Genomic DNA, 22,883 nt, shown 5'->3' with positions numbered 1-22,883 from the left:
GTCCCTGTGAGAGTAGGACGTCGCCAAGCAAAAACCTAAGTCGATTCGACTTAGGTTTTTTTGTGTTTATTTTTATTTATCAAATATCATAATCCATAAATTGAATAACCCTAAAGAAGAAAAAAGAATGAAAATGAAGCTATTTAAAGTAATAGTAATCATTTTTTGTTTTTCAGGTTTTCCAAGTGCTCCTAAAATAATCTCTATGATAGGAAACGTTATTTCTACCACAAGTATATATTTTAAATAATTACAGCAATGACTGCGATAAAAAGGAATATAAATGATATGCTTTATATTAAAGCATACGGAATAAGTATACAAACCGTTATGTGTACAATAGATCTCTAGAAATATATATTCTAATTTCTTATCCTTTTTGCATATAGTTACAATTCTTCTTTTGAATATAACTAAAACACGAACGTTATTGGTGAGTAATAAAAAAACATTCGATTATTTATTGACATTGTTTATGAAATATTGTTAATATAGCCATAGAAACAATAATATATAAGACCTCATATAATCGCGGGGATATGGCCTGCAAGTCTCTACCTAACGACCGTTATTCGTTAGACTATGAGGGAAAGTCACTCGGTATTTTTCTATTCACAAGGGATACGTATGCCTGAGTAGAGCGCTTTCTCTCATAGTAAAAGAGAAACTGTTCTATTTCAGGCTTTTTTTATTTGAATCGGGGGGATTCTAATATGAAATCACTAGTTGGAGTCATAATGGGAAGCACGTCAGACTGGGAAACAATGAAATATGCTTGTGACATTTTAGATGAATTAAATATACCGTATGAGAAAAAAGTTGTATCTGCTCATCGGACTCCGGATTATATGTTTGAATATGCAGAGACGGCTCGTGAACGTGGGTTGAAAGTTATTATTGCTGGAGCTGGTGGAGCAGCGCATTTACCAGGAATGGTTGCAGCGAAGACGAATCTTCCTGTAATCGGAGTTCCAGTTCAATCAAAAGCGTTAAACGGCTTAGATTCATTATTATCCATCGTCCAAATGCCAGGAGGGGTTCCAGTTGCAACTGTTGCAATTGGTAAGGCTGGTTCAACAAATGCTGGTTTACTTGCTGCACAAATACTTGGATCATTCCATGATGATATACATGATGCATTAGAATTGAGAAGAGAAGCAATTAAAAAAGATGTGCGCGAAGGTAGTGAGCTAGTATGACGAGAATCATTTTACCTGGAAAAACAATCGGCATTATTGGAGGCGGCCAGCTAGGAAGAATGATGGCATTGGCAGCTAAGGAGATGGGATATAAAATTGCTGTTTTAGATCCTACAAAAAATTCACCATGTGCACAAGTTGCTGATATTGAAATTGTTGCACCATATGACGATTTAAAAGCAATTCAGCATTTAGCGGAGATCAGTGATGTTGTGACATATGAATTTGAGAATATTGATTATAGATGTTTACAATGGCTTGAAAAACATGCTTACTTACCGCAAGGCAGTCAGTTGTTAAGTAAAACACAAAATCGTTTTACAGAAAAGAATGCGATTGAGAAAGCTGGGCTACCAGTAGCAACGTATAGATTAGTTCAAAATCAAGATCAGCTTACTGAAGCAATCACTGAGTTATCATATCCTTCCGTCTTGAAAACGACGACAGGCGGATATGATGGGAAAGGTCAAGTTGTTTTAAGAAGTGAGGCTGACGTTGATAAAGCACGAGAGCTTGCGAATGCAGCAGAGTGTATTTTAGAGAAATGGGTGCCTTTTGAAAAAGAAGTATCAGTTATTGTGATTCGTAGTGTAAGTGGTGAAACGAAAGTATTTCCGGTAGCGGAAAATATTCATGTAAATAACATTTTGCATGAATCTATCGTTCCAGCTCGCATTACAGAAGAACTGTCTCAAAAAGCAATTGCTTATGCAAAAGTGCTCGCGGATGAACTAGAACTTGTGGGAACACTAGCGGTAGAGATGTTTGCTACAGCTGATGGTGAGATTTACATTAATGAATTAGCACCAAGACCTCACAATTCAGGACACTATACACAGGATGCATGTGAAACGAGTCAATTCGGTCAACATATTCGAGCAATCTGTAATTTACCTCTTGGAGAAACAAATTTGTTAAAACCAGTTGTCATGGTAAACATTTTAGGCGAACATATAGAAGGGGTCCTAAGACAAGTGAATAGATTAACCGGGTGCTATTTACACTTGTATGGAAAAGAAGAAGCAAAAGCGCAGCGAAAAATGGGGCATGTTAATATTTTAAATGATAATATTGAAGTCGCTCTAGAAAAAGCGAAGAGTTTGCATATTTGGGACCATCAAGAACAACTGTTGGAGGGAAAAAAATGATTAGTCGTTATACACGCCCAGAAATGGGTGCAATTTGGACGGAAGAGAACAAATTTAAAGCGTGGTTAGAAGTTGAGATTTTAGCTTGTGAAGCATGGGCTGAGCTTGGCGATATTCCAAAAGAAGATGTTAAAAAAATTCGTGAGCATGCATCATTTGATATTGATCGTATTTATGAAATTGAAAAAGAGACACGTCATGACGTAGTTGCATTTACTCGTGCTGTATCAGAAACACCAACATTAGGTGAGGAACGTAAATGGGTTCATTACGGTTTAACATCTACAGACGTAGTAGATACAGCGTTATCTTACATCTTAAAACAAGCGAATGAAATCATATTAAAAGACTTAGAAAACTTTGTAAGCATTTTAGCTAACAAAGCGAAAGAGCATAAATACACGATCATGATGGGAAGAACACACGGTGTTCATGCAGAACCAACAACATTTGGTTTAAAAATGGGTCTTTGGTATGAAGAAATGAAACGTAACGTAGAGCGTTTCAAACAAGCTGCTGATACAGTTCGCGTTGGTAAATTATCTGGTGCGGTTGGTACATACGCAAATATCGATCCATTTGTAGAAAAGTATGTTTGTGAAAACTTAGGATTAGAAGCAGCACCAATTTCAACACAAACATTGCAACGTGATCGCCATGCTCATTACATGTCAACACTTGCACTAATCGCAACATCTATCGAAAAGATGGCAGTTGAGATTCGTGGTTTACAAAAGAGTGAAACACGTGAAGTTGAAGAGGCTTTTGCAAAAGGCCAAAAAGGTTCTTCTGCAATGCCACATAAACGTAATCCAATCGGATCAGAAAATATGACTGGTTTAGCTCGTGTTATCCGCGGTTATATGATGACAGCGTATGAGAATGTTCCATTATGGCATGAGCGTGATATTTCTCACTCTTCGGCAGAACGCGTAATTTTACCAGATGCTACAATCGCATTAAATTACATGTTAAATCGCTTTGGTAATATCGTTAAAAACTTAACTGTATACCCAGAGAATATGAAACGCAATATGACAAGAACATACGGCTTAATTTATTCTCAGCGTGTAATGCTTACATTAATCGACAAAGGTATGGTACGTGAAGAAGCTTATGATATCGTACAGCCTAAAGCGATGGAAGCGTGGGAAACACAAGTACAATTTAAAGAGCTTGTAGAAGCTGATGAGCGTATTACGAGCAAGTTATCACAAGAAGAAATTAATGAATGTTTCAACTATGAGCATCATATGCAACACGTTGATACAATCTTTGAACGCCTTGGGTTAAACGAAGCGTAAAATTTCATATGGCACAGAATAGAGTCATTCTGTGCCATTCTTTATTAAAAAATTATTCACATTTTTCAAACTACAGGGGGCTTGCGAAATGCAAAAGCTAGAAATGCTGTATGAAGGTAAGGCAAAAAGAATTTATCGTACAGAATCAGCAGATATGGTTTGGGTAGAGTACAAAGATAGTGCGACTGCTTTCAATGGGGAGAAAAAAGAGACGATTACAGGAAAAGGTCGTTTGAACAATGAGATTACAACTTTATTGTTCAGAAAGTTACAAGAAGTAGGAATAAAAACACATTTTGTAGAGAAGTTATCTGAAACAGAGCAACTTGTTAAAAAAGTGAGTATTATTCCTCTAGAAGTTGTCACAAGAAATGTAATTGCAGGAAGTCTTTCAAAACGATTAGGAATGGAAGAGGGAACTGTACTTGCAGAACCAATCGTAGAATTTTACTTCAAAGATGATGATTTAGGAGATCCGCTTGTAACGGAAGATCATATTCGTGTATTAAACGTTGCATCACCAGAGCAAGTAAGCGTATTACGAGATATGGCTCTACAAATCAATCAAGTGTTGATTGATCATTTCGCAAGCTGTCGTGTAAGATTAGTAGATTTTAAATTAGAGTTTGGTGTAACAGATGAAGGGGAAATCATTTTAGCAGATGAAATTTCACCAGATACTTGCCGTTTATGGGATGAAACGAGCAATGAAAAATTTGATAAAGACGTATTCCGTCGTGACCTTGGAAATTTAACAGAAGCTTATGAAGAGATTTTAAAACGTTTAGGGGGAATTTCACATGTATAAAGTTAAGGTATATGTAACGTTAAGAGAAAGCGTATTAGATCCACAAGGAACAGCAGTAAAAGGGGCACTTCATAGTCTTTCGTTCACAGAAGTACAAGACGTTCGAATCGGAAAATATATGGAATTAACAATTGATAAATCAGTATCTGACCTTGACGCAAAGGTAAAAGAAATGTGTGAAAAACTATTAACAAACGTTGTAATGGAAGACTTCCGTTATGAAGTTGAGGAGGTTGTCGCACAGTGAAATTTGCAGTCATAGTATTCCCAGGTTCGAACTGTGATGTCGATATGTTCCATGCAATTAAAGATGAGCTTGGTGAAGAAGTAGATTACGTTTGGCACGATAGAGAGAATTTAGATGAATATGATGCAATTTTACTACCTGGTGGATTCTCTTACGGTGACTATTTACGTTGTGGTGCTATTTCTCGCTTCGCGAATGCAATGAAAGCAGTGCAAAAAGCTGCTGAGCAAGGAAAGCCGATTTTAGGTGTATGTAATGGATTCCAGATTCTTGTTGAATCAGGATTACTACCAGGAGCGTTAATGAGAAACGAAAACTTAAAATTTATGTGCCGAACAGTTCAGCTGCGTGTTGAAAATAATGAAACGATGTTTACATCACAATATGAAAAAGATGAAGTAATCAATATTCCAATCGCGCATGGTGAGGGGAATTACTACTGTGATGAAGAGACTCTTAAACAATTAGAAGAGAATAATCAAATCGCATTCCGTTACGTAGAAAACCCGAATGGAAGCGTTTCAGATATTGCTGGTATTGTAAACGAAAAAGGAAATGTACTTGGTATGATGCCACACCCAGAGCGTGCTGTAGATGAATTACTTGGCGGTGCTGAAGGGTTAAAAGTCTTTCAATCTATCTTAAAACAGTGGAGGGAAACATATGTCGTTAATGCTTGAACCAAATCCAACACAAATTAAAGAAGAGCGCATATATGCGGAAATGGGGCTAACAGACGAAGAGTTTGCCATGGTTGAAAAGATTTTAGGCCGTCTGCCAAATTATACAGAAACAGGATTATTCTCTGTTATGTGGTCTGAACATTGCAGTTATAAAAATTCAAAACCAGTACTTCGAAAATTCCCAACAACAGGTGAGCGCGTTCTGCAAGGACCTGGGGAAGGTGCTGGAATTGTAGATATCGGTGATAATCAAGCGGTTGTATTTAAAATGGAAAGTCATAACCATCCTTCTGCTATTGAACCATATCAAGGAGCAGCAACAGGCGTTGGTGGTATTATCCGTGACGTATTCTCTATGGGAGCACGCCCGGTAGCTCTATTAAACTCACTTCGCTTCGGTGAATTACAGTCACCACGTGTGAAATATTTATTCGAAGAAGTAGTAGCAGGGATTGCAGGATACGGTAACTGTATCGGCATTCCGACTGTTGGCGGCGAAGTACAGTTTGATCCATGTTATGAAGGAAATCCACTTGTAAATGCAATGTGCGTAGGCTTAATTAATCATGAAGATATTAAAAAGGGGCAAGCGCACGGTGCTGGAAATACAGTAATGTACGTAGGAGCATCAACTGGTCGTGACGGTATTCACGGTGCAACATTCGCATCTGAAGAGTTATCTGAAAGCTCAGAAGCGAAGCGTCCAGCAGTTCAAGTAGGAGATCCATTTATGGAGAAACTTCTTATTGAAGCTTGCTTAGAACTTATTCAGTCGGATGCACTTGTTGGAATTCAAGATATGGGTGCAGCTGGTTTAACATCATCTTCTGCAGAAATGGCAAGTAAAGCAGGTATGGGTATTGAAATGTACTTAGATGATGTACCACAACGTGAAACAGGAATGACACCATATGAAATGATGCTATCTGAATCACAAGAACGTATGCTAATCGTTGTGAAAAAGGGTAGAGAGCAAGAAATAGTAGATTTATTTGAGAAGTATGGTCTTGCAGCCGTTACGATGGGGAAAGTAACGGAAGACAAAATGCTTCGCTTATTCCATAAAGGTGAAAAGGTAGCTGAAGTTCCAGCAGATGCTCTTGCAGAAGAAGCACCAATTTATCATAAGCCATCAAAAGAAGCAGCATACTTTGCTGAATTCCAGGCAATGAAAATGGAAACACCAAAAGTAGAAAATTATAAAGAAACGTTATTCGCTCTATTACAACAACCGACCATTGCAAGTAAAGAGTGGGTTTATGATCAATATGATTATCAAGTTCGCACAAGCACAGTTGTTACACCAGGTTCAGATGCAGCAGTTGTACGTGTACGCGGTACAGAAAAAGGATTAGCAATGACGACAGATTGTAACTCTCGCTATATTTATTTAGATCCAGAAGTGGGCGGTAAAATTGCAGTAGCAGAGGCAGCACGTAATATCGTATGTTCTGGGGGAGAGCCACTTGCAATTACAGATTGCTTAAACTTCGGTAATCCAGAAAAACCAGAAATCTTCTGGCAAATTGAGAAATCAGTAGATGGTATGAGTGAAGCTTGTCGTACATTACAAACGCCAGTTATCGGCGGAAACGTATCAATGTATAACGAACGTAGTGGTGAAGCTGTATATCCAACACCGACAGTAGGGATGGTTGGACTTGTAAACGATTTAAAACATGTAACAACACAAGAGTTTAAGCAAGCTGGCGATTTAGTTTATGTAATTGGAGAGACGAAAGCTGAGTTTGGTGGAAGTGAATTACAGAAAATGATTCACGGCAAAATTTTCGGTCAGTCACCAAGCATCGATCTAGATGTAGAATTAAAGCGCCAAAAACAAGTATTAGCAGCAATTCAAGCTGGCCTTGTTCAATCTGCTCATGATGTTGCAGAAGGTGGCTTAGCAGTTGCAATTACTGAAAGTGCAATTGGTGCAAAAGGTTTAGGTGCTACTGTGAAATTAGATGGAGAAGCAACAGCAGCATTATTCGCTGAATCACAATCGCGCTTCGTTATAACTGTAAAACGTGAAAATAAAGAAGCGTTCGAGAAAGCGGTAGAAGCAATTCAAGTTGGAGAAGTGACAAATACAAATGAAGTAACAATTCATAATGAAGAAAATGAAGTATTACTTACAGCAAATGTAGATGAAATGAGAAAGGCTTGGAAAGGGGCAATCCCATGCTTGCTGAAATAAAGGGGTTAAATGAAGAATGTGGCGTTTTCGGAATTTGGGGGCATGAAAATGCAGCACAAGTTTCGTACTACGGATTGCATAGTTTACAGCACCGTGGACAAGAAGGCGCAGGCATCGTTGTAAATAATGGTGAGAAAATCGTCGGTCACAAGGGGTTAGGTTTAATATCGGAAGTATTTTCAAGAGGTGAGCTAGAAGGCTTAAACGGAAAATCAGCAATTGGACACGTACGATATGCGACAGCTGGCGGAAGTGAAGTTGCTAACGTTCAACCATTATTATTCCGCTTTTCCGATCATAGTATGGCATTAGCTCATAACGGAAATTTAATTAATGCAAAGATGCTTCGTCGTGAATTAGAGGCAGAGGGAAGTATTTTCCAAACAAGTTCAGATACAGAGGTACTTTTACATCTCATTAAACGTAGTACGAAAGATTCTTTAATTGAAAGTGTAAAAGAGGCCCTAAATAAAGTGAAAGGTGCGTTTGCATATCTTTTACTAACTGGAAATGAAATGATCGTTGCGCTAGACCCGAATGGATTCCGTCCTCTTTCAATTGGAAAGATGGGAGATGCTTACGTTGTAGCATCAGAAACATGCGCTTTCGATGTAGTAGGTGCAACATACATTCGTGATGTAGAACCAGGTGAATTACTTATCATCAATGATGAAGGAATTCACGTAGATCGTTTTACAAATGAAGTAGATCATGCAATTTGTAGTATGGAGTACATTTACTTTGCACGTCCGGATTCTAATATCGCAGGTATTAACGTCCATGCAGCGCGTAAAAACATGGGAAAACGTTTGGCGGCAGAAGCCCCTATTGAAGCTGATGTTGTTACTGGTGTACCAGACTCTAGTATTTCAGCGGCAATTGGTTATGCGGAGGCGACAGGAATTCCGTATGAGTTAGGATTAATTAAAAATCGTTATGTTGGACGTACGTTTATTCAACCTTCTCAAGAACTGCGTGAGCAAGGGGTTAAGATGAAGCTTTCAGCAGTAAGAGGCGTAGTTGAAGGAAAACGAGTTGTGATGATTGACGATTCTATCGTAAGAGGAACGACGAGTAAACGAATTGTTCGTATGCTTCGCGAGGCTGGAGCGACAGAAGTCCATGTAAGAATTGCTTCACCACCTCTTAAGTATCCATGTTTCTATGGCATTGATATTCAAACGAGAAAAGAATTAATCGCAGCAAATAATTCAATAGAAGAAATCCGTCAAATCATCGGAGCAGATTCTTTAACGTTTTTAAGTGAAGATGGATTAGTAGATGCAATTGGACGTCCATATGAAGGGAAATATGGCGGTCTATGTATGGCGTACTTCAATGGAGATTATCCAACAGCTCTTTATGATTATGAGCAAGAGCTTTTAGAAAGTATGAAATAAGAAGAAAAAAGCTTCTACTTCTTTTGATGTAGAAGCTAGCTTCTTTCTTAAAACGGCCGGCCCTGTATAGGGAGAAATTAAAAGACGAGGTGTAGATAACGATGGCGAATGCATATAAGCAAGCAGGAGTAGATATTGAAGCTGGATATGAAGCGGTATCTCGCATGAAAAAACACGTACAAACAACAATGAGAAAAGAAGTACTAGGCGGTCTAGGCGGTTTTGGAGGTATGTTTGATCTATCAAAATTTGCATTAGAAGAACCTGTATTAGTATCTGGAACAGATGGCGTGGGAACGAAATTGATGCTCGCTTTTATGGCAGATAAACATGACACAATAGGTATTGATGCAGTAGCAATGTGTGTAAATGATATTGTTGTCCAAGGAGCAGAACCGCTTTTCTTCCTTGATTATATTGCTTGTGGTAAAGCTGAACCTAGTAAAATTGAAAACATCGTCAAAGGTATATCAGAGGGCTGTCGCCAAGCTGGTTGTGCATTAATTGGTGGAGAAACAGCTGAAATGCCAGGAATGTATTCTACGGAAGAATACGATTTAGCTGGTTTTACAGTTGGAATTGTTGATAAAAAGAAAATTGTAACAGGTGAAAAAATTGAAGCTGGTCAAGTATTAATTGGCTTAGCATCTAGCGGTATTCATAGTAACGGTTATTCTTTAGTACGAAAAGTATTACTAGAAGATGGAGAACTATCTTTAGATCGCATTTACGGACGCTTAGAACTACCTCTTGGTGAAGAATTATTAAAACCAACGAAAATTTATGTCAAACCTATTTTAGAACTATTGAAGAAATATGAAGTATACGGTATGGCGCATATTACAGGTGGCGGATTCATTGAAAATATTCCACGTATGTTACCAGAAGGAATCGGTGCAGAAATTGAATTAGGATCTTGGAAAATTCAACCGATCTTCAGTTTACTTCAAGAAGTGGGAAAACTAGAAGAGAAAGAAATGTTCAATATTTTTAACATGGGTATTGGTATGGTAGTAGCAGTGAAGGAAGAAGAGGCAAAAGATATTGTTCGTCTTCTTGAAGAGCAAGGAGAAACAGCTCGCATTATTGGACGTACTGTACAAGGGAATGGCGTTACCTTCAATGGGGGCACAGCACTATGAGTAGATTAGCAGTTTTTGCTTCTGGAAGCGGCTCTAACTTTCAATCTCTCATCAATGCGGTGGAAGAAAATAGATTAGACGCAGATATTAGTTTATTAGTATGTGATAAACCAGAAGCACGTGCTGTTGGACGGGCACATTATCATCATATTCCATGTTTCGCTTTTTCAGCGAAAGCATATGAGTCAAAAGAAGCATTTGAAAAAGAAATATTAAAGAAGCTAGAAGAGTATGAAATTGATTATGTTATTTTAGCTGGATATATGCGTTTAGTTGGGCCGACATTACTAGAAGCTTACAGCGGGAAGATTATTAATATTCATCCATCACTATTACCAAGCTTTCCAGGGAAAGATGCTGTTGGTCAAGCGTTAGAAGCAGGTGTGAAAGTAACTGGAGTAACGATTCATTATGTAGATGCAGGTATGGATACGGGACCAATTATTGCGCAAGAAGCAGTAGTTGTTTCTGAAGGGGATACGAGAGAAAGCTTACAAAAGAAAATTCAACAAGTTGAACATAAATTATACGTAAATACAGTGAATCAAATTGTTCAATCTGTGAAAGAACCAACTGTTAACTAACATACAACCAGGGGTGAAGGATAAATGAAAAAGCGTGCATTAGTAAGTGTTTCAGATAAAACAGGAGTAGTGGAATTTGTTAAAGGTTTACTAGAACAAGGGATCGAAGTTATCTCAACAGGTGGTACGAAAAAATTACTAGAAGAAAATGGCTTACAAGTAATTGGTATTTCTGAAGTAACTGGGTTCCCAGAAATTATGGATGGCCGCGTAAAAACATTACATCCAAACATTCATGGTGGTCTATTAGCAGTTCGCGATAATGAAACGCATGTAGCGCAAATGAATGAGTTAGGTATGCAGCCAATTGATTTTGTTGTTGTTAACTTATACCCATTCAAAGAAACAATCGCTAAGCCTGATGTAACATTTGCTGATGCAATTGAAAATATTGATATCGGTGGTCCAACAATGATTCGCTCTGCTGCGAAAAATCATAAATTTGTATCAGTAATTGTAGATCCAGTAGATTACGATGTTGTATTAGCGGAACTGAAAGAGAACGGTGAAGTAAAAGAAGAAACGAAACGTAAATTAGCAGCGAAAGTATTCCGTCATACAGCGGCATATGATGCGTTAATCTCTAACTACTTAACAGAGCAAATGGGTGAAGAAAGTCCAGAAACATTAACAGTGACATTTGAGAAAAAACAAGATTTACGCTATGGAGAAAATCCACATCAAAAAGCAACATTCTATAAAGCGCCATTCGCTGTAACTTCTTCTGTTGCATACGCAGAACAATTACACGGTAAAGAATTATCTTACAACAATATTAACGATGCAGATGCAGCACTTAGTATTGTAAAAGAATTTACAGAGCCAGCAGTAGTAGCGGTAAAACATATGAATCCATGTGGTGTTGGAGTGGGTACTGATATTCATGAAGCATACACACGCGCTTATGAAGCAGATCCAGTATCAATCTTTGGTGGTATTATTGCAGCAAATCGTGAAATTGATAAAGCTACAGCAGAAAAGTTACACGAAATTTTCTTAGAAATCATTATTGCACCTTCTTTCTCAAAAGAAGCTTTAGAAGTATTGCAAAGTAAGAAAAACTTACGTCTACTAACTGTAAATATTGAAAAAGCGACAAGTGCAAGCAAAAAACTAACTTCTGTACAAGGTGGTCTTCTCGTTCAAGAGGAAGATACGTTATCATTAGATGAAAGTACAATTTCAATTCCGACAAAACGTGAACCATCAGAGCAAGAGTGGAAAGATTTAAAACTAGCTTGGAAAGTTGTAAAACATGTGAAATCAAACGCAATTGTTTTAGCGAATGATAACATGACAGTTGGTGTAGGTGCAGGACAGATGAATCGTGTAGGTTCTGCAAAAATCGCAATTATACAAGCTAGTGAAAAAGCACAAGGTAGCGCACTTGCATCTGATGCTTTCTTCCCAATGCCAGATACAGTAGAAGAAGCAGCAAAAGCAGGGATTACAGCAATCATTCAACCAGGCGGATCAATCCGTGACGAAGATTCTATCAAAGTGGCGGATAAGTATGGGATTACGATGGTGTTCACTGGCGTACGTCATTTCAAACACTAGTAGAGGATGTTTAAAAGGTCCGGTCAAGATAACTGTCGCATGTCGTCGTTGCATTGCCAGTGCGGTACTCATGTAGGAAAGCTACATTCCGTGTCCTCCTGTCAAATGCGCCTCGACCTGCTCGGTTCTCTGATCCTCCTTTTTAAACCTTTATTGATATGAAAACAAACTAGGAGCAGAGCTTCTAGTTTGTACTTATTTAAGTATTGGGGGATGAAATATGAATGTTTTAGTAATTGGCCGCGGTGGGCGTGAGCATGCTTTAGCTTGGAAGTTTGCGCAATCTGAAAAGGTGGAAAAGGTATATGTAGCACCGGGTAATGAAGGTATGCGCGATGTTGCAACACCAGTTGATATTGATGAAAATGATTTTGATGCATTAGTTTTATTTGCTAAAGAGAATAAGGTTGAATTAACTTTCGTTGGACCAGAAATTCCACTTATGAATGGAATTGTTGATCGGTTTAACGAAGAGGGACTTCGCGTATTTGGTCCGAATAAAGCGGCTGCTGTTATTGAAGGTAGTAAAGCTTTTACGAAAGAATTGATGAAAAAATATGATATTCCAACTGCGGCGTATGAAACTTTTACAGATTATGAAGAAGCAGTACAGTACATTCAAAAAGTTGGTGCACCAATCGTTATTAAAGCTGACGGCCTAGCTGCTGGTAAAGGCGTGACAGTAGCAATGACACTTGAAGAGGCATTACAAGCTGCGAAAGAAATGCTACAAGATGTAAAGTTCGGCGAAGCAAGTAAGAAGGTTGTTATTGAAGAGTTTTTAGATGGACAAGAATTTTCATTAATGGCATTTGTAAATGGAACGACTGTGCATCCGATGGTAATTGCGCAAGATCATAAACGAGCTTTTGATGGTGATAAAGGTCCAAATACAGGTGGAATGGGTGCGTATTCTCCAGTACCACAAATTCCAGAATCAGCAGTTCAAGAGGCGATAAAAACGGTATTACATCCAACTGCTAAAGCGATGATTGCAGAAAACCGCTCGTTTACAGGAATTTTATATGCGGGACTTATTTTAACAAATGATGGCCCGAAGGTAATTGAATTTAATGCACGCTTTGGCGATCCTGAAACGGAAGTTGTATTACCACGCTTAGAAAATGATTTAGTTGATGTATGTAACGCTGTATTAGATGAAAGTGAGTTAACGTTACAATGGTCAGAAGAAGCCGTAATCGGTGTCGTACTTGCTTCGAAAGGATATCCAGAAGCATATAAAAAAGGTGACATTATTAACGGATTAGACGCATTGCAAGATGTAATTGTTTTCCATTCAGGCACAGCGATGAAGCATGGTGATTTTGTAACAAATGGTGGCCGTGTACTATTTGTTGCTTGTAAGGCGGACAGTTTACAAGTAGCGAAAGATAAGGTGTATAAAGAAATCGGTAAAATTGAGAGTGATGGTCTATTTTACCGAAGTGATATAGGATATCGTGCAATTGATCATGAGATGACGAGAAGCTAATATGTAAAAATCCCGCTGATTTCTCAGCGGGATTTTTTATGCATCTTTATCTTTCTTCAATTTTCCTTTTTGCTTTGCCATTTCTCGAAGCAAATACTCGATGTGTGCATTGACGCTACGAAACTCATCATTCGCCCATTTTTCGATGACTGCGTGTAATTCAGGATCAATACGTAATGGAAAGCTTTTCTTTTTAGCCATAATGATTTACAACCCTTTAGTATAGGCTTCCTGTATTAATAACTGGTTGCGCACCTTTATCTGAAACGATGGCAACTAATAAGTTGTTCACCATATTTGCTTTACGCTCGTCATCGAGTTCCAGTACGCCTTCTTCATCTAACATATGGATTGAATCTTTCGCCATCTTCACAGCACCTTCAACAATCTCTTTTCTAGCAGCTAATACTGCTTTTGCTTGTTGACGTTGTAGCATTGCATGGGCAATTTCTGTTGCGTAAGCTAAATGTGTTAAACGAGTTTCTAATACTTCTACGCCAGCGATTTCAAGGCGTGCTTCTAACTCACGCTTTAATTCTTCAGAGATTTCTTCAGTGTTTCCGCGTAACGTGATACAAGTTTCATCTTGGAAATTGTCATAAGGATATTTTGTTGCGACGTGGCGGATTGCTGTTTCGCTTTGAATTTCTACAAATCGATCGTAATGTTCAACACCGAACATTGCTTTTGCAGAATCAACAACTTTATATACGATAACGGCTGCAATTTCAATTGGATTTCCCTCAATATCGTTTACTTTTAACTTCTTACTATTAAAGTTTTCAACACGTAACGATACAGTTTGACGGAATGCGAATGGAATTGTTAAAAATAAACCGTTTTGACGAATTGTTCCTAAATAATTACCGAAAAACGTAATGACTTTTGCTTGGTTTGGTTGAACAATACCAATACCTGTAGCAAGAACTGCGGCTAAAATAATAGTTAATGCCGCTCCTATGAAAATTTCTTGTACAAGGAAAAATACACCGATAGCGGCTAAAATTAAAATCCCGATAATACCGAGAAAACCATTTACATAAAAAACTTGTTTTTCTTTCATATGATCGCCTCCTGATATAAGAATGATATCACTTTTATATCATTTTATGCAAGTGCTTTACACCTAATTTTCTGAAATTATTGATAAGGTATCTCTTATGTATATTTTGAGGTCCGAAACAAGAATGTATGTTCTGTTTTATGGTAAAATAAAGAAGACTTAACCGCCCACTGCAGCAGCTAAGTCCCCTTGAGAGCATCTTGCATCGTGACAAATGATTCAAAGCGGTTTTGCCAGGATTATATCTTCAATCGCTGACTCAATCTCTTTGTCAGAAGCGTCAAAACTTCCATTTGACTGTGGTTTGTCGTGATTGGAAGTTTGATTCACTTCTTCTTTAGCATGTCCCTTTTCAGTAAAATTCATGCTAGGCATTTTAAATGCCTCCATATTCATGTATTTTCCGAATTTCCACATTTCAACAACAGGGCAGAAACGAACAATTCCCTCTGCGATTTTCATTGCACCAATCCATAGCAAGAGGTTAGACCAAGTGCACCACGGCTTGCGTACAAGTTTAGCACTACTACAGCCGAAGAGGATAAGTCCGAGTGTAATTCGAATTAGGGCATTTATTGTACCGATGTTTTGCTTCATTAGAAAAACACTCCTTTTTATGAAAGTTGAAATAGATAATACTATTTCTCTTATTAGTATCCCTTGTGATTTTTGGGATATGTAATCCAACATTTGACGTTGAAAAAGATGTTGGAATGTGCGTGTGTGTAAGTAGCTTTTTTTGTTATAATGAAAGAATGCACAAAAGGAAGTTCAAAAATAAATCCTCTCGTTTGAAAAACTATGGAAGAGGGAATTCCAAACTTAATTCTCCGTTTTAAACAAATATTTAAGATGAAGTTAAAAAAATCCTGATGAAAATAAACTGTTATTTTGAACAGAAATATATATAACTAGAGAAAAGAAAGGGTGTTTTCATGTACGATATTTCCGGGTGGAAACATGTATTTAAGCTTGATCCGAATAAGGAGTTAAGTGATGAACATTTAGAAATGATTTGTGAGTCTGGAACAGATGCTGTTATTGTAGGCGGAAGTGATGGAGTGACAATTGATAATGTACTACACATGCTAGTTAGCATTCGTAGATATGCGGTTCCTTGTGTGTTAGAGGTTTCTGATGTGGAAGCAATTACACCAGGATTTGATTTTTATTATATCCCAAGCGTTTTAAATAGCCGAAAAGTAGAATGGGTAACAGGTGTTCATCATGAGGCTTTGAAAGAATTTGGGGATATTATGGATTGGGACGAAATTTTCATGGAAGGGTATTGTGTTTTAAATCCTGAAGCGAAAGTAGCCCAGCTTACAGATGCGAAATGTGATGTAACAGAAGATGATGTGATTGCATACGCGCGTTTAGCAGACAAGTTATTGCGCTTACCAATATTTTACCTAGAATATAGCGGTACGTATGGAGACAGTGAACTTGTTAAAAATGTAAAAGCAGAATTAAAACAAGCGAAGTTATATTATGGCGGCGGTATTTCTAATGCTGAACAAGCGAAGGAAATGGCACAATACGCTGATACAGTAGTTGTTGGAAATATTATTTATGATGATATAAAAGCAGCGTTAAAAACAGTTAAAGCAGTAAAGGGAGAGTAGGTGCAGGCGTATATGGGTAAGACAGATAGGTTATTAAATGGTTTAAATCCGCAGCAACAAAAAGCAGTACAAACAACGAACGGCCCACTTCTATTAATGGCAGGTGCAGGTAGTGGTAAAACACGTGTGTTAACACATCGTATTGCGTATTTACTTGGTGAAAAAGGTGTAGCGCCATGGAATGTACTAGCTATTACCTTTACAAATAAAGCGGCTCGTGAAATGCGCGAGCGTATTGATACACTTGTCGGACCAGAAGCAGAAGATATTTGGATTTCTACGTTCCACTCTATGTGTGTACGTATTTTACGACGTGATATCGATCGTATTGGTATTAATCGTAACTTTACAATCTTAGATTCAGGCGATCAGTTAACTGTAGTCAAAAAAATTATGAAAGAGCGCAATATTGATCCGAAGAAATTTGAGCCACGCTCTATTTTAGCTGGTATTAGTAATGCGAAAAATGAATTGTTATCTGCAGATAAATATGCGAAAAAAATTACAATCGCTGACCCATATGAAAAATTAACGAGCGATGTATATACAGAATATCAAAAACGTCTTCTGAAAAATAACTCATTAGACTTTGATGATTTAATTATGACAACGATTCAGCTATTTGAACGTGTTCCAGAAGTACTAGAGTTTTATCAGCGTAAGTTCCAATATATTCACGTGGATGAGTATCAAGATACGAACAAAGCGCAGTACCTTCTTGTAAAACATTTAGCAGCACGTTTTAAAAATTTATGTGTTGTAGGTGACTCAGATCAGTCTATTTACCGCTGGCGCGGGGCTGACATTTCTAACATTTTGTCATTCGAAAAAGACTATGAGAATGCGCAAGTTATTCTGTTAGAACAAAACTATCGTTCGTCACAAAATATTTTAAATGCAGCGAATGCTGTTATTGAAAAAAATTCAAACCGTAAACCGAAAAAATTATGGACAGACAATCAAGTTGGAAGCAAAATCTCATATTACCGTGCTGCGACGGAAAAAGACGAAGCATATTTTGTTGCGAAAAAAATTCGTGACGATATTCAAATGGGAAAACGAAAATATACTGATTTTGCAGTGTTATATCGTACAAATGCGCAGTCTCGTATGGTCGAGGAGATTTTCCTGAAATCTAATATTCCTTACAAAATTGTCGGCGGTACGAAGTTCTACGATCGTAAAGAGATTAAAGACATTTTGGCGTATTTACGTTTAATTGGGAATCCAGATGATGAGATTAGTTTCGCACGTATTATTAACATGCCAAAGCGCGGAATTGGTGCGACTTCTATCGATAAAATTATTAATTACGGTGTACAAAATGGAATTTCATTAACTGCTGTATTCGATGAGATTGAGCATGTTGGAGTAAGTGCAAAAATTACAAAGGCAGTAAAAGAATTCGCTGGTTTATTACACAACTGGGTAAATATGCAAGAGTATTTATCTGTTACAGAATTGGTAGAAGAAGTTATTGAAAAAACAGGCTATCGCGATATGTTGAAAAACGAGCGTACCTTAGAAGCAGAAGGTCGTTTAGAGAACTTAGATGAGTTTTTATCTGTTACGCAAACATTTGAATCTCAAAGCGAAGATAAGAGCCTTGTTGCATTCTTAACAGACTTAGCGCTTGTTGCTGATATTGATCGTGTCGATGAAGATCCAACTGCTGGTGAGGAAGTTATTTTAATGACGATGCACTCAGCGAAAGGATTAGAGTTCCCAGTTGTCTTTATTGTTGGGTTAGAGGAAGGAATATTCCCGCATACTCGTTCTCTAATGGAAGAAGATGAAATGCAAGAAGAGCGTCGCCTTGCTTATGTAGGTATTACTCGTGCAGAAGAAGAGTTATATTTATCTAATGCACAAATGCGTACTTTATTTGGTAGAACAAGTATGAACGCTGCTTCTCGATTTATTACAGAAATCCCGGCAGAGCTAGTAGAATCGTTAAATGAAACAGCGCCAAAGCGTGAAACTTCGTTTGGTGCAAAAGGCAGAACGACAACTACAAGTAAAATGACAACTACAACCACAACACGCTCTCGTTCAGCTTTCGCGCGTCCTGCAGCTAAGACGACAGGCGGCGAGCAAATTGGCTGGGCAGTAGGTGATAAAGCTGCCCACCAAAAATGGGGAGTCGGTACAGTTGTCAGTGTAAAAGGTGAAGGTGATGCAAAAGAATTAGATATTGCGTTCCCAAGCCCAATTGGTGTTAAACGTTTGTTAGCTAAATTTGCACCTGTGACGAAACAATAGGAAAGGAATGAGGATATGTCAAAAGAGATAGCAAAACAACGTATAGAAGAACTGCGTGATTTGTTAAATACATTTAACTATCAGTATCACGTATTAGACAATCCTTCTGTTTCTGATGCGGAGTATGACCGTAATATGCAGGAGCTTATAAAATTAGAAGCAGAGAATCCAGAGTTTATGAGTGAAGACTCTCCCTCCATTCGCGTTGGGGGAACTGTTCTTGATATATTTGAAAAAGTAACACATAAGTCACCGATGTTAAGTTTAGGAAATGCATTTAACGAAGGAGATTTACGTGATTTCGACCGACGAGTACGCCAAGGAATTGATGATGCGAATGTAAGATATATATGCGAATTAAAAATTGACGGACTTGCTGTTTCACTTCATTATGAAAAAGGACGCTTCATTCAAGGGGCAACACGTGGTGATGGTGTAACAGGTGAAGATATTACCCAAAATTTAAAAACGATTAAAGCGATTCCGCTCCGTTTAAATGAAGAAGTAACGTTAGAAGCACGAGGCGAAGCTTATATGCCGAAGCGTTCATTCGTTAAGTTAAATGAAGAAAAAGAACAAAATGGTGAAGATGTATTTGCGAATCCGCGTAATGCGGCAGCAGGTTCAATACGCCAACTTGATCCAAAAATTGCAGCGAAGCGTAACTTATCTATGTTTGTGTACGGTCTTGCGAATGTAGAAGAAAAAACAATTCCATCACATAGTGAATCGCTTGATTTCTTAGGTGAACTTGGATTCAAAACAAATCCAAATCGTCGTACATGTGAAACAATTGAAGAAGTTATAGCTTATGTAGAAGAATGGCAAGAAGAACGTCCGCATCTTGATTATGAGATCGATGGAATCGTTATAAAAGTAGATGATGTTGCTCTTCAAGAAAGTTTAGGAACTACAGCAAAGAGTCCAAGATGGGCGATTGCTTATAAATTCCCGGCTGAAGAAGTTATAACAAGATTAACAGGTATTGAATTAAGTGTTGGTCGCACAGGGGTTGTAACACCGACTGCAGAGCTAGAGGCAGTGCGAGTGGCTGGTACTATCGTTCGTCGTGCCTCTTTACATAACGAAGATTTAATTCGTGAAAAAGACATTCGAATTGGTGACTATGTTGTTGTGAAGAAGGCAGGAGATATTATTCCTGAAGTTGTGAACGTTATTTTTGATAAGCGTACTGGTGAGGAAGAAGAATATCATATGCCGACGCATTGCCCAGCATGTGAGAGTGAACTAGTTCGTTTAGAAGAAGAGGTAGCACTTCGCTGTATAAATCCCACTTGTCCGGCTCAAATTCGAGAAGGATTAATCCATTTCGTTTCAAGAAATGCAATGAATATTGATGGACTTGGAGAGCGTGTCATTACACAACTCTTTGATGCTGATTACATTCGTACATTCGCTGATTTATATTCGTTGACGAAAGAGCAATTATTACAGCTAGAAAGATTCGGTGAAAAATCAGCAACGAATTTAGTACAAGCAATTGAGAATTCTAAAGACAACTCATTAGAGCGATTATTATTTGGTCTTGGTATTCGCCATGTCGGAGCAAAAGCAGCACGTACATTTGCAGAGCATTTCGAAACGATGGATGCACTTGTGAAAGCAACGGAAGAAGAACTAAAAGCAATTAATGAGATTGGTGAAAAAATGGCTCAATCCGTTGTGACGTATTTTGATAATGAAGACGTATTAGAGTTATTACAACAATTTAAAGAGTATGGCGTGAATATGGCGTACAAAGGTATAAAAATTGCTGATTTACAAAATGTTGAGTCGTACTTCGCAGGAAAAACTGTCGTTTTAACAGGGAAATTAGAAGTTATGGGACGTAGTGAAGCGAAGAAAAAGATTGAGGCATTAGGTGGAAAAGTAACAGGAAGTGTTAGTAAAAGTACGGATTTAGTTGTTGCAGGTGAAGCGGCAGGTTCAAAATTAGCACAAGCAGAGAAGCATAATGTTGAGGTTTGGAATGAAGAGAGGTTCTTACAAGAGCTAAATAAGTAAGAGGTGCAAACTTACCATGAAAAAAATAGCATTAGCGGTATTAAGCCTTGGCCTACTCGTAAGTGGATGTAGTACAGGTGCCGATAAAGATGAAAAAGTGGTTGAGAAATCGGGGAAAGCAAAAGAACAAGCAATCGTTCCGAAGTACTCTATTTCGGATGAATATTATAAGACGACTATTCCATTTGACGCAGGAGCTGCACGTGGTTTAGTTGTACAAGGAGTAAGTAATCGTCTTGATATAGATGAATTTGAAACAGGATTAATGCGTATTGCAAAAGAATCCTTTAGTACGAAAGATCATTTCTTTAAAGGTGGAAGTGCTCTAGATACTCAAAATTTGCAGATGCTTGTTAAAAGAAAGCGTACAGATGCTGAACAAAAGGAACTAGAGGACAAGTTAAAAAAAGATGCAGTTAAATTTCCAAACATTGGGTTAAACCCAGCGTTAGGTGGAGGATCTGAATCATTAGAGGAAAAAAATAAAAAAAATCCAATATATATTTCAAATATTTTAGAGCATGATTATTATGTGAAAAAAGACGAGAAAGATGAGAAAGGTGAGCGCCAAGGCATTGTAGTTGGCTTAGCGATGAACTCGGTTCATTATTATGAGGAAGAGCATGGTTATCCGCGTGAAGCTAAAATTGAACAAGAAAAAATGTTAGCTGAAGGGAAAAAAATGGCGCAAGAAATCATAAAAGTTATGCATAAAGAAGATCCTGAAACAAAAACTCTTCCGATAACATTTGCGATTTATCGTCAGGCTCCAAAGGCTTCACTCGTGCCAGGTAACTTTGTTTCTTATGCGAATGTAGAAAAAGGTAGTGAAACGGTTGAGGATTGGAAACAAATTAATGAGAAATATTATTTGTTCCCATCTGAACAAGCAAAAACAGATAATAAGCGTGAAGATCTGGCGAGAGTATCGAACTTTAAAGCAAAACTAAGCGATTATTTCCAAGGCGACTATACAGCTGTTATCGGTACTGGTATGTATAGAGATGATGAATTAAGAGAAATAAAGCTTGATATTCCTGTCCAGTTTAATGGGAAAGCAGAAATAATTGGCTTTACACAATATGTAGCTGGGCTTGTTATGGAATACTTCCCGAATTATATGAAAGTACAAGTAACGATTAAATCTGTAGAACGCCCAGAAGCGATTATTATACGTGAAGCGAAGCAAGATGAACCGTTTGTGAAAATTTTAGATTAAATAGGAGGGCCGTTCCTTTATGGAACGGCTTTTTTTCTTGAATAATTTTGTTATAATTTAAAATGTTATAAATAATGGGGGTAAGGGGTAAGGCACATGGACGAATTAAGTTTCCAAGTCATTATTTTATTAATTGGATTCGGCTTTTTAGCAGCTTTTATTGATTCAGTTGTTGGTGGTGGAGGATTAATTTCGCTTCCGGCACTTATGTTTGTTGGTTTACCACCAGCTTCGGCAATTGCAACAAATAAATTAGCGGCAACGATGGGGACGTTTACGAGTGCAATTTATTTTATTCGATCAGGAAAGGTCGATTTTAAAATTGTAGGAAAGTTAATCCCGTTAACTGTTATAGGAGCGGTCGCAGGTGCTTTAGTAGTAAAGTTTATTCCGCCGGATATTTTACGTCCGTTAGTGCTTGTGATGTTGGTGTTTATTGCCATTTATATTATTGCGAAAAAGGATTGGGGAAGTGTATCCACCTATAAGAAGATGACGAAAAGAAAAACATTAATATTTTTCTTTGTTATTTTAATGATAGGGTTTTACGATGGATTTTTTGGCCCAGGGACAGGATCTTTTTTAATTTTTGCATTTTTATTAATTGGTTTGGATTTTATTCAAGCGGCAGCATCTGGAAAACTTTTGAACTTTGTTAGTAATATCGTATCTTTAATTACTTTTTTATTTTTAGACGTAATTCATTTTGAATACGGTATTATTATGGGATTATCAATGATCTTAGGTGCTTATTTTGGATCAAAGTTTGCAGTTCAAAAAGGTGTTGGATATGTTAGGACTTTATTTTTATTAGTAACTATTTTATTAATTGGAAAAAATGTTTTGGAATATACTCATATTTTGTAGAGTTATACTTTTGTATAACTCTATTTTTTTATTATATTTTAAAAATTTATTAATT

20 protein-coding genes and 1 riboswitch are annotated in these 22,883 nt (G+C 37.6%); of the genes, 17 read left to right on the top strand and 3 right to left on the bottom strand.

The window, feature by feature from the left end; translation table 11 throughout:
• Positions 1 to 501: 501 nt before the first annotated feature.
• Positions 502 to 603: riboswitch (purine riboswitch) on the top strand.
• Between the two features lie 110 nt (positions 604 to 713).
• The 12 genes from purE to purD all read left to right on the top strand — a co-directional run bounded on the left by purE (position 714) and on the right by purD (position 13,767).
• Positions 714 to 1,199 carry a 5-(carboxyamino)imidazole ribonucleotide mutase gene (gene purE, locus ILT06_RS28035; protein ID WP_000839368.1) on the top strand — a complete coding sequence of 162 codons (486 nt, stop codon included), beginning with the start codon at positions 714 to 716 and terminating at the stop codon, positions 1,197 to 1,199.
• On the top strand, positions 1,196 to 2,347 hold the full coding sequence (gene purK, locus ILT06_RS28030; protein WP_064473487.1) for a 5-(carboxyamino)imidazole ribonucleotide synthase: 1,152 nt from the start codon (positions 1,196 to 1,198) through the stop codon (positions 2,345 to 2,347). Before purE ends, purK begins: the two co-directional genes overlap by 4 nt.
• Positions 2,344 to 3,651 (top strand): adenylosuccinate lyase, encoded by a 1,308-nt coding sequence (purB, locus tag ILT06_RS28025; RefSeq protein ID WP_064477167.1) that lies wholly within the window; start codon positions 2,344 to 2,346, stop codon positions 3,649 to 3,651. Before purK ends, purB begins: the two co-directional genes overlap by 4 nt.
• Before the next feature lie 88 nt (positions 3,652 to 3,739).
• Positions 3,740 to 4,459, top strand: coding sequence for a phosphoribosylaminoimidazolesuccinocarboxamide synthase (purC, locus tag ILT06_RS28020; protein WP_064477168.1), 720 nt, complete (start codon positions 3,740 to 3,742; stop codon positions 4,457 to 4,459).
• Positions 4,452 to 4,706, top strand: coding sequence for a phosphoribosylformylglycinamidine synthase subunit PurS (purS, locus tag ILT06_RS28015; RefSeq protein ID WP_000278821.1), 255 nt, complete (start codon positions 4,452 to 4,454; stop codon positions 4,704 to 4,706). Before purC ends, purS begins: the two co-directional genes overlap by 8 nt.
• On the top strand, positions 4,703 to 5,386 hold the full coding sequence (gene purQ / locus ILT06_RS28010; RefSeq protein ID WP_000666772.1) for a phosphoribosylformylglycinamidine synthase subunit PurQ: 684 nt from the start codon (positions 4,703 to 4,705) through the stop codon (positions 5,384 to 5,386). Before purS ends, purQ begins: the two co-directional genes overlap by 4 nt.
• A complete protein-coding gene (gene purL / locus ILT06_RS28005) occupies positions 5,370 to 7,589 on the top strand; it encodes a phosphoribosylformylglycinamidine synthase II (protein WP_064477169.1) in 2,220 nt (739 codons plus the stop codon). The genes purQ and purL overlap by 17 nt, the downstream gene beginning before the upstream one ends.
• Positions 7,574 to 8,989 carry an amidophosphoribosyltransferase gene (gene purF, locus ILT06_RS28000; protein ID WP_000879030.1) on the top strand — a complete coding sequence of 472 codons (1,416 nt, stop codon included), beginning with the start codon at positions 7,574 to 7,576 and terminating at the stop codon, positions 8,987 to 8,989. Before purL ends, purF begins: the two co-directional genes overlap by 16 nt.
• A gap of 101 nt (positions 8,990 to 9,090) precedes the next feature.
• On the top strand, positions 9,091 to 10,131 hold the full coding sequence (gene purM, locus ILT06_RS27995) for a phosphoribosylformylglycinamidine cyclo-ligase (protein ID WP_064477170.1): 1,041 nt from the start codon (positions 9,091 to 9,093) through the stop codon (positions 10,129 to 10,131).
• Positions 10,128 to 10,715 (top strand): phosphoribosylglycinamide formyltransferase, encoded by a 588-nt coding sequence (purN, locus tag ILT06_RS27990; RefSeq protein ID WP_064477171.1) that lies wholly within the window; start codon positions 10,128 to 10,130, stop codon positions 10,713 to 10,715. Before purM ends, purN begins: the two co-directional genes overlap by 4 nt.
• Positions 10,716 to 10,739: 24 nt before the next feature.
• Positions 10,740 to 12,275: a bifunctional phosphoribosylaminoimidazolecarboxamide formyltransferase/IMP cyclohydrolase gene (gene purH, locus ILT06_RS27985; protein ID WP_064477172.1), complete on the top strand. Its 1,536-nt coding sequence runs from the start codon at positions 10,740 to 10,742 to the stop codon at positions 12,273 to 12,275.
• Positions 12,276 to 12,495: 220 nt separating this feature from the next.
• Positions 12,496 to 13,767 carry a phosphoribosylamine--glycine ligase gene (gene purD, locus ILT06_RS27980; RefSeq protein ID WP_222655689.1) on the top strand — a complete coding sequence of 424 codons (1,272 nt, stop codon included), beginning with the start codon at positions 12,496 to 12,498 and terminating at the stop codon, positions 13,765 to 13,767.
• 36 nt (positions 13,768 to 13,803) lie between these two features.
• Here the strand turns inward: purD and ILT06_RS27975 are convergent, their stop codons facing one another.
• The 3 genes from ILT06_RS27975 to ILT06_RS27965 all read right to left on the bottom strand — a co-directional run bounded on the left by ILT06_RS27975 (position 13,804) and on the right by ILT06_RS27965 (position 15,427).
• Entirely contained in the window at positions 13,804 to 13,968 is a 165-nt protein-coding gene (locus ILT06_RS27975) for a type II toxin-antitoxin system antitoxin (RefSeq protein ID WP_001085171.1), read from the bottom strand.
• Between the two features lie 16 nt (positions 13,969 to 13,984).
• Positions 13,985 to 14,830, bottom strand: coding sequence for an SPFH domain-containing protein (locus ILT06_RS27970; RefSeq protein ID WP_000660682.1), 846 nt, complete (start codon positions 14,828 to 14,830; stop codon positions 13,985 to 13,987).
• Between the two features lie 219 nt (positions 14,831 to 15,049).
• Entirely contained in the window at positions 15,050 to 15,427 is a 378-nt protein-coding gene (locus tag ILT06_RS27965) for a YgaP family membrane protein (protein WP_222655688.1), read from the bottom strand.
• Positions 15,428 to 15,765: 338 nt separating this feature from the next.
• On the opposite strand from ILT06_RS27965, the gene pcrB reads away from it, so the two are divergent.
• From pcrB to ILT06_RS27940, 5 genes are all read left to right on the top strand, one after another.
• Positions 15,766 to 16,455, top strand: coding sequence for a heptaprenylglyceryl phosphate synthase (gene pcrB, locus ILT06_RS27960; protein WP_000272087.1), 690 nt, complete (start codon positions 15,766 to 15,768; stop codon positions 16,453 to 16,455).
• Between the two features lie 12 nt (positions 16,456 to 16,467).
• Entirely contained in the window at positions 16,468 to 18,717 is a 2,250-nt protein-coding gene (gene pcrA, locus ILT06_RS27955) for a DNA helicase PcrA (RefSeq protein ID WP_222655687.1), read from the top strand.
• Between the two features lie 15 nt (positions 18,718 to 18,732).
• Entirely contained in the window at positions 18,733 to 20,742 is a 2,010-nt protein-coding gene (gene ligA / locus ILT06_RS27950; RefSeq protein WP_222655686.1) for an NAD-dependent DNA ligase LigA, read from the top strand.
• Positions 20,743 to 20,758: 16 nt separating this feature from the next.
• Positions 20,759 to 21,961, top strand: coding sequence for a CamS family sex pheromone protein (locus ILT06_RS27945; protein WP_064477175.1), 1,203 nt, complete (start codon positions 20,759 to 20,761; stop codon positions 21,959 to 21,961).
• A 96-nt stretch (positions 21,962 to 22,057) separates the two neighbouring features.
• Positions 22,058 to 22,828, top strand: a complete 771-nt coding sequence (locus tag ILT06_RS27940) for a TSUP family transporter (RefSeq protein WP_064477176.1) — start codon at positions 22,058 to 22,060, stop codon at positions 22,826 to 22,828.
• Positions 22,829 to 22,883 lie beyond the last annotated feature (55 nt).

Source organism: Bacillus sp. 17RED48, from assembly GCF_019837545.1.
In the GTDB taxonomy this organism is placed as follows: Bacteria; Bacillota; Bacilli; order Bacillales; family Bacillaceae_G; genus Bacillus_A; species Bacillus_A wiedmannii.
The sequence above is the reverse complement of the archived record's forward strand: the minus strand, read 5'-3'. Positions and strand labels throughout refer to the sequence as shown.

Coding starts and splice junctions, on each gene's coding strand:
- purN (WP_064477171.1), top strand. CDS start 10,128: ATGAGTAGATTAGCAGTTTTTGCTTCTGGAAGCGGCTCTAACTTTCAA.
- ILT06_RS27945 (WP_064477175.1), top strand. CDS start 20,759: ATGAAAAAAATAGCATTAGCGGTATTAAGCCTTGGCCTACTCGTAAGT.
- purH (WP_064477172.1), top strand. CDS start 10,740: ATGAAAAAGCGTGCATTAGTAAGTGTTTCAGATAAAACAGGAGTAGTG.
- purD (WP_222655689.1), top strand. CDS start 12,496: ATGAATGTTTTAGTAATTGGCCGCGGTGGGCGTGAGCATGCTTTAGCT.
- pcrB (WP_000272087.1), top strand. CDS start 15,766: ATGTACGATATTTCCGGGTGGAAACATGTATTTAAGCTTGATCCGAAT.
- ILT06_RS27965 (WP_222655688.1), bottom strand. CDS start 15,427: ATGAAGCAAAACATCGGTACAATAAATGCCCTAATTCGAATTACACTC.
- purL (WP_064477169.1), top strand. CDS start 5,370: ATGTCGTTAATGCTTGAACCAAATCCAACACAAATTAAAGAAGAGCGC.
- purM (WP_064477170.1), top strand. CDS start 9,091: ATGGCGAATGCATATAAGCAAGCAGGAGTAGATATTGAAGCTGGATAT.
- purE (WP_000839368.1), top strand. CDS start 714: ATGAAATCACTAGTTGGAGTCATAATGGGAAGCACGTCAGACTGGGAA.
- pcrA (WP_222655687.1), top strand. CDS start 16,468: ATGGGTAAGACAGATAGGTTATTAAATGGTTTAAATCCGCAGCAACAA.
- ILT06_RS27970 (WP_000660682.1), bottom strand. CDS start 14,830: ATGAAAGAAAAACAAGTTTTTTATGTAAATGGTTTTCTCGGTATTATC.
- purB (WP_064477167.1), top strand. CDS start 2,344: ATGATTAGTCGTTATACACGCCCAGAAATGGGTGCAATTTGGACGGAA.
- purC (WP_064477168.1), top strand. CDS start 3,740: ATGCAAAAGCTAGAAATGCTGTATGAAGGTAAGGCAAAAAGAATTTAT.
- ILT06_RS27975 (WP_001085171.1), bottom strand. CDS start 13,968: ATGGCTAAAAAGAAAAGCTTTCCATTACGTATTGATCCTGAATTACAC.
- ligA (WP_222655686.1), top strand. CDS start 18,733: ATGTCAAAAGAGATAGCAAAACAACGTATAGAAGAACTGCGTGATTTG.
- purF (WP_000879030.1), top strand. CDS start 7,574: ATGCTTGCTGAAATAAAGGGGTTAAATGAAGAATGTGGCGTTTTCGGA.
- ILT06_RS27940 (WP_064477176.1), top strand. CDS start 22,058: ATGGACGAATTAAGTTTCCAAGTCATTATTTTATTAATTGGATTCGGC.
- purS (WP_000278821.1), top strand. CDS start 4,452: ATGTATAAAGTTAAGGTATATGTAACGTTAAGAGAAAGCGTATTAGAT.
- purK (WP_064473487.1), top strand. CDS start 1,196: ATGACGAGAATCATTTTACCTGGAAAAACAATCGGCATTATTGGAGGC.